11 protein-coding genes are annotated in these 11,697 nt (G+C 66.6%); all 11 read left to right on the top strand.

Features of this window, described 5'->3' with window-relative positions:
- Positions 1-24 precede the first annotated feature (24 nt).
- The 11 genes from dxr to FBY30_RS20075 all read left to right on the top strand — a co-directional run bounded on the left by dxr (position 25) and on the right by FBY30_RS20075 (position 11,684).
- The gene (dxr, locus tag FBY30_RS20125) at positions 25-1,209 is read left to right on the top strand and encodes a 1-deoxy-D-xylulose-5-phosphate reductoisomerase (protein WP_142134602.1); all 1,185 of its coding nucleotides are present in this window, start codon (positions 25-27) and stop codon (positions 1,207-1,209) included.
- 17 nt (positions 1,210-1,226) lie between these two features.
- Positions 1,227-2,558 carry a M50 family metallopeptidase gene (locus FBY30_RS20120; RefSeq protein ID WP_142134600.1) on the top strand — a complete coding sequence of 444 codons (1,332 nt, stop codon included), beginning with the start codon at positions 1,227-1,229 and terminating at the stop codon, positions 2,556-2,558.
- A 128-nt stretch (positions 2,559-2,686) separates the two neighbouring features.
- On the top strand, positions 2,687-3,400 hold the full coding sequence (locus FBY30_RS20115; RefSeq protein ID WP_142134598.1) for a MarR family transcriptional regulator: 714 nt from the start codon (positions 2,687-2,689) through the stop codon (positions 3,398-3,400).
- Positions 3,397-3,933, top strand: coding sequence for a hypothetical protein (locus FBY30_RS20110; RefSeq protein WP_142134596.1), 537 nt, complete (start codon positions 3,397-3,399; stop codon positions 3,931-3,933). The genes FBY30_RS20115 and FBY30_RS20110 overlap by 4 nt, the downstream gene beginning before the upstream one ends.
- Positions 3,934-4,066: 133 nt before the next feature.
- Positions 4,067-4,360, top strand: a complete 294-nt coding sequence (locus tag FBY30_RS20105; protein WP_142134595.1) for a YciI family protein — start codon at positions 4,067-4,069, stop codon at positions 4,358-4,360.
- A 34-nt stretch (positions 4,361-4,394) separates the two neighbouring features.
- A complete protein-coding gene (ispG, locus tag FBY30_RS20100) occupies positions 4,395-5,561 on the top strand; it encodes a flavodoxin-dependent (E)-4-hydroxy-3-methylbut-2-enyl-diphosphate synthase (RefSeq protein WP_142134593.1) in 1,167 nt (388 codons plus the stop codon).
- On the top strand, positions 5,524-6,414 hold the full coding sequence (locus tag FBY30_RS20095) for a GNAT family N-acetyltransferase (RefSeq protein ID WP_142135500.1): 891 nt from the start codon (positions 5,524-5,526) through the stop codon (positions 6,412-6,414). Before ispG ends, FBY30_RS20095 begins: the two co-directional genes overlap by 38 nt.
- 59 nt (positions 6,415-6,473) lie before the next feature.
- A complete protein-coding gene (locus FBY30_RS20090; RefSeq protein ID WP_235009514.1) occupies positions 6,474-7,217 on the top strand; it encodes a hypothetical protein in 744 nt (247 codons plus the stop codon).
- A 415-nt stretch (positions 7,218-7,632) separates the two neighbouring features.
- On the top strand, positions 7,633-9,444 hold the full coding sequence (locus FBY30_RS20085; protein WP_142134589.1) for a proline--tRNA ligase: 1,812 nt from the start codon (positions 7,633-7,635) through the stop codon (positions 9,442-9,444).
- Positions 9,441-10,235: a sulfite exporter TauE/SafE family protein gene (locus tag FBY30_RS20080; RefSeq protein ID WP_142134587.1), complete on the top strand. Its 795-nt coding sequence runs from the start codon at positions 9,441-9,443 to the stop codon at positions 10,233-10,235. Before FBY30_RS20085 ends, FBY30_RS20080 begins: the two co-directional genes overlap by 4 nt.
- Positions 10,236-10,292: 57 nt before the next feature.
- On the top strand, positions 10,293-11,684 hold the full coding sequence (locus FBY30_RS20075) for a pyridoxal phosphate-dependent decarboxylase family protein (RefSeq protein WP_142134585.1): 1,392 nt from the start codon (positions 10,293-10,295) through the stop codon (positions 11,682-11,684).
- Positions 11,685-11,697 lie beyond the last annotated feature (13 nt).

Raw genomic sequence — 11,697 nt, 5'->3', positions numbered from 1 at the left:
CGAAGGGTGCGGGATACTTAACCAATGCAGCCACGCAGAATCGTCCTTCTCGGATCCACCGGTTCCATCGGCACCCAGGCGATCGACGTCGTCGACGGCGCCCCGCACCTGTTCGAGGTGGTGGCCCTGAGCGCCGGGGGCGGCAACCTGGAACTCCTGGCCCGGCAGGCGGTCCATACCGGTGCCGCATTCGTGGGAATCGCCGGGGGAGACCCAGCCAGGCTGGAAACACTGATCCGTGAAGCCGCGGCCGCGGCAGGCCGCCCCGGCTACCGGCCCCAGATCGTGTCAGGTCCGGATGCCTCCGCGCAGGTCGCGGCGGTCGAAGCCGATGTGGTGCTCAACGGCATTACCGGTTCCATCGGCCTGGCCCCCACGCTGGCGGCGCTCAAGTCCGGCGCCACCCTTGCCCTGGCCAACAAGGAGTCGCTGATCGTGGGCGGCAGCCTGGTCAAAGCCGCGGCCCGGGAGGGCCAGATTGTTCCGGTGGACTCGGAACACTCCGCCATTGCCCAGTGCCTGCGCTCCGGCACTGCGGACGAGGTGGACAAGCTGATTTTGACCGCGTCCGGCGGCCCGTTCCGCGGCAGGAGCCGGGAGGAACTCCACGGCGTGACGCCGCAGGAGGCCCTGGCCCACCCCACCTGGGACATGGGCGTCATGGTCACCACCAACTCGGCCACGCTGGTCAACAAGGGCCTGGAAGTCATCGAGGCGCACCTGCTGTTCGATATTCCGCTGGACCGGATCGACGTCGTGGTCCATCCCCAGTCAGTGGTGCACTCCATGGTGCAGTTCGTTGACGGCTCCACCATCGCCCAGGCCTCCCCGCCGGACATGCGGCTGCCCATCGCGCTGGGACTCGGCTGGCCGGCCCGGGTAGCTAAAGCCGCCAGCCCGTGCGACTGGACCAAGGCCGCCACGTGGACCTTCGAGCCGCTGGACACAGAGGCGTTCCCCGCCGTCGGCCTTGCCAAGGATGCGGCCAAGCAGGGCAGCACGTTCCCTGCCGTGTTCAACGCGGCCAACGAGGAAGCCGTCACGGCGTTCCATGCCGGCAGGATCCGCTTCACCGACATCGTGGACACCATCGATACCGTGCTCAGCGAACACTCAGGCTCCTCCGGGCTGACGGTGGAATCAGTGCTGGATGCTGAAAGCTGGGCACGCGCCCGCGCCCACGAACGTTTAGCAGTCAGCAGTCTCTAGGAAGCAGCAGCACCTCCATGACCCCTGTTTTACTTTTCATCCTCGGCGTCGTCTTCGTGGCCGTGGGCATCGCCGTGTCCATTGCGCTTCATGAAGTGGGGCACCTGGTCCCCGCCAAGCTCTTCAAGGTGCGCGTCACCAAATACATGATCGGGTTCGGTCCCACCCTGTGGTCGCGCCGGAGAGGCGAAACCGAGTACGGCCTCAAGGCCGTACCGCTGGGCGGCTACGTCTCCATGATCGGCATGTACCCGCCCAACAAGGAGGACGGCTCGGTAAGGCCCTCCAGCACCGGCATGTTCCAGACACTTGCCACCGAAGCCCGCTCCCAGGCCCACGAGGAAGTTGGCCCGGGCGACGAAAACCGGGTGTTTTACCGGCTGCCGGTCTGGAAGAAGATCATCGTGATGCTGGGCGGCCCGGCCATGAACATGCTCCTCGGCCTGCTGTTCACGGCCGTGCTGCTCATGGGCTTTGGGGTTGCCACCGCCACCACCACCATCTCCGACGTCTCCAAGTGCCAGGTGGCCGCCGGCCAAACCGTTGATCCCAATTCCGCTGACTGCCAGCTGACGCCGGCAGCGGCGGCCGGGCTCAAGCCCAACGACACCATCACCTCCTTTGACGGCAAGGCCGTGACCAGTTGGAGCCAGCTGACGGAATGGATCCGCGCTTCCGCAGGCAAGGAAGTGGCCATCACCGTGCAGCGGGACGGCAACCCCGTGTCCACCACCGTGACGCCCGTCCTTTCGGCCCGGCCGGTGATGGGAAACGATGGACGCCAGGCCACTGACGCCGCCGGCAATCTCCAGTACCAGGACGTCGGCTTCCTTGGCATCGGTGCGCAAACGGCACTGGTGCCCCAGCCGGCGTCGTCCGTCCTGCCGATGGCGGGGGAGAACATCCGCCAGGTGGCCGGCGTGGTCTTCAACCTCCCGGCCCGTGTGGTGGGCGTGGCCAAAGCCGCGTTCAGCGAAGAGCCGCGCGACCCCAACGGACCCATCAGCGTGGTGGGCGTAGGCAGGGTGGCAGGCGAAGTGGCCGCCATGGAGGCGGTGCCGCTGCAGTCCCGGGTGGCTACCCTCGTTGGCCTGCTGGCAGGCCTGAACTTCGCTCTCGCCGTGTTCAACCTGATCCCGCTCCTGCCGCTCGACGGCGGCCACGTTGCCGGGGCGCTCTATGAGGGCGTACGCCGCAAGGTGGCAAAGCTGCGCGGGCGCCCTGATCCCGGAGCTTTCGATATCGCCAAGCTGCTGCCCGTCACCTACGTTGTCGCGGCACTGCTTATGGGCATGAGCGTGCTGTTGATCTACGCCGACATCGTCAAGCCGGTAAATCTCTTCGGCTAGTCGCGCTTCTGTTGGGGGCCCTGGCCGGCACGGAGAGCTCTGCTTGGCCAGCAGCCGGGATCGGCTGATTTCCAGAATATCAGCCAAATATGATTGATCTGCTGGTATCAGCCATCTATGGTTGAGGGATGTTCGTCATGACCATCGACCAGAGGGGAAGTACCGGCGCCCAGGACCTCGTCCCGGATCTTCTCGCCCGGATTGCCGCGCTGCAACTTTCCGGAACGGGGAAACCGGTCTTCGAACGAACCGTGGGTGATGAGGTCCAGGGAGTAGTGCCGGACGCTTCCGCCGTTGTGGAGGTTGCCCTCCATGCACTCCGGGTCGGTCGCTGGTACGTGGGGATCGGCGTCGGAACCGTCTCCCTGGCTCCAGGTGCCAGCCCCCGCGAAGGAACCGGCACCGCGTTTGTCGCCGCCCGCAAGGCAGTTGAATTGGCCAAAGCCGCCGGGCAGCAGGTGCCCTTGTCAGTGGTGCCGGGCATCATGGCAAAGACCGGTGGCAGTGGCCCCGCCGGGGAAGGGAGCCAGGCGTGTGCAAATGCGGAGGCGGTGCTCCGGCTGCTCGGCCGGCTTGTCCAGGACCGCACGGAGGCCCAGTGGCGGGTGGTGGATGCGCTGCGCCGCCTGGGACCGGCCCGCCATGGAAGCCAGAAACAGGTGGCGCTTGACCTCGGCATCTCGGAACAATCGGTGAGCCGCACCGTGCTTCGGTCCGGATGGCAGGAAGAATGGGCAGCCAGGCCCGCTGCGGCGATGCTTCTTGGTATCGCTGACTCGCAGATTAGTGGCCCCTTACAAGACGACCGTAATGCAGGCGACCCCAACGAAGGAGACAGGTGAGCGCACTGTGGGTGGCAGTGGCCCTGGTGGTGGCCGGCTTCGCCGGCTGGCCGGTCACGGCGTTGGTGTTCAAGCTCGCACGGACCATCGACGACCGGGCGGATGCTGCGAAGGCGGCGGAAGCAGCCCGCGGGGCCGTAGAGGATCCGGCGGCCGACGTCACGGTGGACGACATCGCTGCGGCTCCCGACGCTGCCCTTGGAACAGCAGGCGGCCAGACCGTTGACGGTGAGCTGACCGCCCCGCCTGTCCAGCCGACGCCGGCCGCGCCCGCCGGACCGTCGCTCCCCACCCAGCGCATCCTGCGCGGCGGCGCCATCATTGGCGTGCTGGAGCGGCTGGGCGTCTGCCTCGCCATCCTTACCGGGCAGCCCGTGGCCATCGCCTACATCGTTGCCATCAAAGGCCTGGGCAGGTTCGCCGAGCTGAAGGAAACCCCGGTGGCAGCCGAGCGATTCATTATCGGCACGCTGACATCAATGCTCTGGGCGGCCGGAACCGCTGCCGCAGTCAAAGTCCTCTTCCTGCACTGAGGTCATGGCTGCCCCGGCTGGTCTTTGCCCCGCCGGTGGTCTTTGCCGCGCCGGTGGTCCTGCTGCACCCGCCACTGGCCCTGCCCGCCCGATGCGTACGGTACCAAGCCGGCCATGGCGATAGGGTAGCGGTATGACAGTTTTTGCCGTTGAGTACGTTTATGCCGCCAGCTCCACTGAAACCCGCAACGAGGTCCGGCCCGCCCACCGCGAATGGACGGGGAACCTCGCGCAGGACGGCGTCATCGTGGCCAGCGGCCCTTACGGTGACGGTGTTGGTGCCCTGCTGATCTTCAAGGCGACGGATGAAGCCGCGCTCAATTCGATCCTCAAGCAGGACCCCTTCGCCGGAGCCGGTGTGATCGCCGGAACGCGCGTCACGGAATGGTCACCGGTAACCGGCATGTTGGCCGGCATTTCCGCGTAGCCGCTTTTTTACCCTTTCAACTCAAGGAGTCCACGTGACCTCGGTCAGCCTGGGAATGCCGTCAGCACCACCGCCCGTCCTTGCCCCCCGCCGCAAGACGCGCCAGATCAAAGTCGGCTCGGTAGGCGTAGGGTCTGACTACCCCATCAGCGTGCAGTCCATGACCACCACGCCCACCACGGACATCAACGCCACCCTGCAGCAGATCGCTGAACTGACGGCGTCCGGCTGCGACATCGTCCGGGTCGCATGCCCGTCCGCTGATGATGCCGAAGCGCTGCCCATCATTGCCCGGAAGTCCCAGATCCCTGTTATTGCGGACATTCACTTCCAGCCCAAGTACGTCTTTGCGGCCATTGAAGCCGGCTGCGCCGCCGTGCGCGTGAACCCGGGAAACATCCGCAAGTTCGACGACCAGGTCAAGGAGATCGCCGCCGCCGCCAAGGACCACGGCACCTCCATCCGCATCGGCGTGAACGCAGGTTCCCTTGAGCCGGGCATCCTGAAGAAGTACGGCAAGGCCACGCCTGAGGCACTGGTCGAGTCGGCGGTCTGGGAAGCCTCCCTGTTCGAGGAACACGGCTTCCACGACTTCAAGATTTCCGTGAAGCACAACGACCCCGTGGTCATGGTGGCCGCCTACGAGATGCTCGCGGAAAAGGGTGACTGGCCCCTGCACCTGGGCGTCACCGAAGCCGGTCCCGCTTTCCAGGGGACCATCAAGTCCGCCACCGCGTTCGGCGCGCTCCTCTCGCGGGGGATCGGCGACACCATCCGCGTGTCCCTGTCCGCTCCGCCGGTGGAGGAGATCAAGGTGGGCAACCAGATCCTCCAGTCACTGAACCTGCGGCCCCGCAAGCTGGAAATCGTGTCGTGCCCTTCCTGCGGCCGCGCCCAGGTGGACGTGTACACTCTGGCAGAACAGGTCACCGCCGGGCTCGAGGGAATGGAAATTCCGCTGCGCGTGGCGGTCATGGGCTGCGTCGTGAACGGCCCCGGCGAGGCGCGCGAGGCTGACCTTGGTGTTGCATCGGGCAACGGCAAGGGCCAGATCTTCGTTAAGGGCGAGGTCATCAAGACTGTTCCCGAGAGCGCAATTGTTGAGACACTGATCGAAGAGGCTATGCGTATCGCGGAAGAGATGGGGGAGGCCGATGGCGAAGATGCTGTCAAGGGTAGCCCCGTGGTTAGCGTCTCGTAGGGACGCACCAGACCCGGCAGGGATTTTTGTCCGTACGCTCGACGACCGGGACACCCCCGCGCTGACATCGCTGGCCCAGCAGGACCCGGTGGCCAATGTGTTCATCCTGGCGCATCTGCACGGCACCGGGACGGCGGCACCCACCAGTGGCGGGGCCGGCGTCATCGGCGTCTTCGACGACGGCATCCTGACGGGTGCGTGCTGGGCCGGGGCCAACCTGGTTCCGGTCCAGCTCAACCCCGCGTTCGCCCCCCTGGTGGCGGAGGCCGCCAACAGCTCCGGGCGCAGGTACGCGTCCGCATTCGGGCCCGCCGATGCCGTACTGGCACTCAATGCCGAACTCACGGAGCTGGGGCACCACGCCCACGAGGTCCGGGCGGACCAGCCATTGATGGTCATCGACGGGCCGCCCCGGGTACCGCCTCACCCGGGCCTGGTACACGGGGACCTGGCAGACTTCGACCGCATCCTTCCCGCGTGCGCCGCCATGTTCGAGGAAGAAGTTGGCTACTCGCCCTACCTGGGCGGCAGGGAGTTCTACAGCCGGCGGGTGGAGGGCCTCATCAGGCAGGGGCACTCCCTGGTCCACCTCAACGAAGCCCGCGAAGTGGTGTTTAAAGCCGAGCTGGGTGCAGTAACGGAGGACGTCACCCAGGTCCAGGGAGTATGGATGAATCCTGCCTTCCGCGGCCAGGGGCTCAGCGCGGCGTACATGGCGGCAGTGGTGGAAAAGGCCCAGCAGGTTGCCCCGATGACCAGCCTTTACGTCAACGGCTTCAACACCAGGGCCAGGTCCACTTACGAGCGTGTGGGCTTCCGCCAGGTGGGGACGTTCGCTACAGTCCTCTTCTAGCCGGTAATTGCCGGCTGCCTGCCGCGTGCTGAATATTGGGGGAAAAATTGAAGACGTCCGTGCTTGGAACTTTCGGGGCCTGCGCCCTTCTTGCCGTTAGTGTTTCTGCGTGCGGCGGGACGTCCGCGCCGCAGGCAGCGGAATCCACAGCTGCCGCCTCCGCGGCCCCAGCAACAACCACCCCCACGCCAACGCCAACCCCCACACCAACTGCCAAGGCCTACACCACCGACGAGCTCGCGGCCATCGTGGGACAGGTCCGGGACGCAGCGGACCGAAGGCTGTCCGTCCTGCCCAGTACGGACATCAATACCACGCTGGAACAAACCAAGGCGATGATGGCATCCATCGACGTCAAGCCGGCAGAATGCAAGGAACTCGCCGCGGCGAGCACGGTGCCTTCCGTCGAGGGAGCGACCATGGCGATGGGCATGAGCACGGACGCCGGCACCGGTGCCGTCACAGCCCTGTCGTTGATTGCCGGCCTGGACCAAAGCTTCCTCGCCAAGGTCAAGGACCAACCGGACCAGCTGGCCAAGTGCTCCTCCATGACCATGACCGCCTCCGGCATGGAAATCGCCGTCACCGTAAAACCGGTGGAGGGGGCCGGCAGCCTTCCCGGCACCGTTGCTTACCGGACCGACAGCGCCCTGCCGGACGGCCGCAAGCAGTCAACAGTTACCGCCCAGGTGGTCAAGCAGGGCGTGGTGCTCACCTCGGTGGCGTCCGGCGGCGCGAGCGAGACCGACGCTGTGCGGCGGGCAGGTGCCCTCCTGGATTCCGCAGCCGCGCTGGTTAAGTAACAACAAGCTGTTACGTAACAACAATTCGCCAAGGAACAACAATGGAAGTAATGCCCGGCGACATATATCGGGTAAACGAATTCCGAAAATAAAAACACTTGTCAAACGTGCGCGCGATCACATAAATTCGTTCTAGCTGCGCTGGAAGTGGGGTGGGCGGTCTCACCAGTCCTCACCAGTACTCAGGCGATAACGGCGTTGAGCCACGCCCGGATGCGATGACCAGCCTCATTGGGGGGCCAGGGGCTTTGCATTCCCGGGCGTGGCTCTACTGTTTCCGGCCCTTGCCGGGCACGTCTGCCCGGTTCTCCTCCCTGGCCCCGTAATTGCCGCAGGTTCCGTGCCGGTAGATTAGTATCCAGACGAATTGTCCGGCCCTGCTGACCCAGCACTTCCCCAGAAACGGATACCACCCGTGGTCCTACGACTGTCCCAGCTTTTCCTGCGCACGCTGCGCGAAGACCCCGTCGATGCCGAGGTCGCCAGCCACAAGCTCCTGGTCCGCGCCGGCTACATCCGCCGCGCTGCCCCCGGCATCTACACCTGGCTTCCGCTGGGACTGAGCGTCCTGCGCAAGGTCGAGGAGATCATCCGCGAGGAAATGGCAGCCATTGGCGCCCAGGAAGTCCACTTCCCGGCCCTGCTGCCGCGTGAGCCGTACGAGGCCACCAACCGCTGGACTGAATACGGCGAAGGCCTGTTCCGGCTCCAGGACCGCAAGGGCGCCGACTACCTGCTGGCGCCCACGCATGAGGAGATGTTCACGCTCCTGGTCAAGGACCTGTACTCGTCCTACAAAGACCTGCCGCTGAGCCTGTACCAGATCCAGAACAAATACCGCGATGAGGCCCGCCCCCGCGCGGGGCTCCTCCGCGGCCGCGAGTTCATCATGAAGGATTCCTACTCCTTCGACGTGGACGACGCCGGCCTCGATGCCAGCTACGCTGCCCACCGCGCCGCCTACCTGAAAATCTTCGAACGCCTGGGCCTCGAGGTGGTGCCGGTGGCAGCTACCGCGGGCGCCATGGGCGGGTCCAAGAGCGAGGAATTCCTGTTCCCCACCGAGATCGGCGAGGACACCTTTGTCCGGTCCGCCGGCGGCTACGCGGCCAACGTCGAGGCCGTCACCACAGTGGTCCCTGAGGGGATCGACTTCACCAACGCCCCGGCGGCCGAGGTTCTGGATACCCCGGACACTCCCACCATTGAGACCCTGGTTGCCGCTTCCAACCAGATTGCCCCGCGGGCAGAGTCCGACGGCGGCGCCTGGACTGCAGCGGACACGCTCAAGAACGTGGTCCTCGCCGTCACGCTGCCCACCGGTGAGCGGCAACTGGTTGTCATCGGCCTCCCCGGCGACCGCGCAGTGGACCTCAAGCGGGTAGAGGCAAACATCGGCGCCTTCCTGCCGATCGGTGGAGAGATCGGCCTGGAGCAGGCAACCGAGGAAGACCTCAAGAAGCAGCCGCTGATCGTCAAGGGCTACCTGGGCCCCGGCCTGTCCCTGGACGAACCGCTCCTGGGCGCGGAGAGCGCCACTAAGCTGCTCTACCTGGTGGACCCGCGGGTGGTCAGCGGAACGGCGTGGATCACCGGCGCCAACGAGGCCGGCAAGCACGTGTTCGGCCTGGTGGCCGGCCGCGACTTCACCTGGGACGGCGTCATCGAGTGCACCGAAGTCCGCGCAGGCGACCCCTCCCCGGACGGCTCCGGCCCGCTGGAGACCGCCCGTGGCATCGAAATGGGCCACATCTTCCAGCTGGGCCGCAAATACGCCGAAGCCCTGGACCTCAAGGTGCTGGACCAAAACGGCAAGCAGGTGGTGGTCACCATGGGTTCCTACGGGGTCGGAGTCACCCGCGCCGTGGCCGCCCTGGCAGAGGCCAACCACGATGACCGTGGCCTTGTCTGGCCCCGCACGGTGGCTCCCGCCGATGTGCACGTGGTGGCCGTGGGCCGCGGCGACGAAATCTTCCAGACAGCGGAAAAGCTCTCGACGGAACTCGAAGACGCCGGCCTGTCCGTCATCTATGACGACCGGCCCAAGGTCTCGCCGGGCGTGAAGTTCGGCGACGCCGAGCTGGTGGGCGTCCCAACCATCCTGGCCGTGGGCCGCGGCTTGGTGGACGGCGTGGTGGAGATCAAGGACCGCCGCAGCGGCGCCGCCGAGAACGTGGCGGTAGACAAGGCCGTCGACTACGTGGTCAACGCCGTCCGCAACCAGTGATCTCCGGCTTCGAATCGATCCAGCTCACCACCATCATCCTGATCGTGGTGGCTGGATTCGCAGCCGGCTGGGTGGATGCGGTGGTGGGAGGCGGAGGACTCATCCAGCTTCCGGCGCTGCTCCTGGTTCCCGGCATCGCGCCGGTCCAGGCGCTGGCCACCAACAAGATGGGCTCCATCTTCGGTACCGCCACCAGTGCCGTCACGTACTACCGGCGGGTGGGCCCCGACCTTCGGACTGCGGTGCCCATGGCCGTGATAGCCCTGGCAGGCAGCTTTGGCGGGGCAAGCCTGGCCGCCACCCTGCCGGCCGGGGTGTTCAAGCCCATCATCGTGGTGGCCCTGGTCGCCGTCGCGCTTTTCACGGCCCTGAGGCCCAGCGTGGGCGAGCTGACGGCGCTGCGCCACGAAGGTCACAAGCACTACGTCGTGGCCTGCCTTATCGGTGCCGTGATCGGCTTTTATGACGGACTTATCGGCCCGGGGACAGGCTCCTTCCTGGTCATCGCTCTGGTGTCCGCCATGGGCTACGCCTTCCTGGAAGCAAGCGCCAAGGCCAAGATCGTCAACATGGCCACCAATGCCGGCGCCCTGTTGTTCTTCCTGCCGCACGGGTCCATCCTGTGGGGGATCGGCCTGCTGCTCGGCGGAGCCAACATGGCCGGGGGCTACCTCGGCGCCCGCACTGCCGTAAAGCAGGGCAGCAAGTTCGTCCGGGTTGTCTTCCTGGTGGTCGTGGCGGCCCTGATCGTCAAGCTGGGCTACGACGTTTGGCAGGAAAACTTCTCCTGAGCAACTCCCGGAAAGATCGTCCTCGTCGCGTACACCGGTCCGGCGTAGCATGCAGGTATGGCACACGGCGATGACGGGATTGCCGCGGCACTGGCAGCCGCCGCAGGGTATTCGCAGGCCTGGCTGGACAGCCTTCCGCACCGCCGCGTGGGACCCAGCCGGAACGCCACTGAGCTTGCCGCAGTGTTCGGCGGGCCGCTGCCCGAAGCGGGGATGCCTGCAGCCGGCGTCATCGACTTCCTGGCCACCCAGGCAGAGCCCGGCCTGATGGCCATGCCCTCCGGCCGGTTCTTCGGCTGGGTGATCGGCGGCACCCTGCCCGCGGCCCTGGCCTCGGACTGGCTGGTCAGCGCCTGGGACCAGAACGCCGGCCTGCGCTACGCCACCCCGGCTACGGCGGCCATCGAGGAAGCCGCCGGACACTGGCTGCTGGACCTGCTGGGCCTCCCCTCCACCGCCGACGTCGGATTCGTCACCGGCGCCACCATGGCAAACTTCACCGGAATGGCCGCCGCCCGCTGGCGGCTGCTCGCCGACGCCGGCTGGGACCTGGACCGCGACGGGCTCTTCGGCGCACCCCGGATCCGGTGCTTCGTGGGACGGGAACGGCACGACACCGTAGACCTCGGCCTGCGCTACCTGGGCCTCGGAAAACCAACGGAAGTGGACGCCGACGGGCAGGGCCGCCTGCTCCCCGCCGCCCTGGACGCCGCGCTTGCCGCCGGCACCGGTCCCGCCCTGGTGTGCCTCCAGGCGGGCAACCTGCACTCAGGCGCCTTCGACCCCTTTGCCGAGGCGATCGCCGTCGCCCGCAAACACGGCGCGTGGGTGCACATCGACGGCGCATTCGGCCTCTGGGGCGCCGCCGCACCGGAACTGCAGCACCTCACCCGGGGCTATGAAGAGGCTGACTCCTGGGGCACCGATGCCCACAAGACCCTCAACGTTCCCTACGACTGCGGCATCGCCATTGTCCGCGACCCTTCAGCACTGCGGGCCGCGATGGGACTGCACGCGAGCTACCTGGTGCACGACGCGGAAGGCCCGGGCGATCCGTTCGAGAAGGTCCCGGAACTCTCGCGCCGGGCCCGGGGAGTACCCGTGTGGGCCGCGCTGAAAAGCCTGGGCCGCGAGGGCGTGGCCGCCCAGGTGGGCGGTCTTGCAGGTGCCGCCGCGGCCATCGCGGAGGGGATGGCCGCCCTGGACGGCGTGGAGGTGCTCAACGACGTCGCCTACACCCAGGTGTGCCTGGCTTTCGGCGACGACGACACCACCCGCGCGGTCACGGCCCGCATCATCGAGGACGGGAAGGTGTGGATGTCCGGCTCACGCTGGAGGGAGCGGGACATCCTTCGGGTTTCGGTGAGCAACTGGCATACGGCGGGAGAGGACGTGGGCACCGCCGTCGAGGCCGTGCGGTCAGCCCTGGCCGCAGTGCGGAACTCCTGACAGTCTCCGCTTG

This window comes from Arthrobacter sp. SLBN-83, from assembly GCF_006715285.1.
GTDB lineage: Bacteria > Actinomycetota > Actinomycetes > Actinomycetales > Micrococcaceae > Arthrobacter.
Note: the sequence above shows the minus strand (reverse complement) of the source record. Positions and strands in the feature narration are given on the sequence as shown.

Coding starts and splice junctions, on each gene's coding strand:
- dxr (WP_142134602.1), top strand. CDS start 25: ATGCAGCCACGCAGAATCGTCCTTCTCGGATCCACCGGTTCCATCGGC.
- FBY30_RS20120 (WP_142134600.1), top strand. CDS start 1,227: ATGACCCCTGTTTTACTTTTCATCCTCGGCGTCGTCTTCGTGGCCGTG.
- FBY30_RS20115 (WP_142134598.1), top strand. CDS start 2,687: ATGTTCGTCATGACCATCGACCAGAGGGGAAGTACCGGCGCCCAGGAC.
- FBY30_RS20105 (WP_142134595.1), top strand. CDS start 4,067: ATGACAGTTTTTGCCGTTGAGTACGTTTATGCCGCCAGCTCCACTGAA.
- FBY30_RS20095 (WP_142135500.1), top strand. CDS start 5,524: ATGCTGTCAAGGGTAGCCCCGTGGTTAGCGTCTCGTAGGGACGCACCA.
- FBY30_RS20075 (WP_142134585.1), top strand. CDS start 10,293: ATGGCACACGGCGATGACGGGATTGCCGCGGCACTGGCAGCCGCCGCA.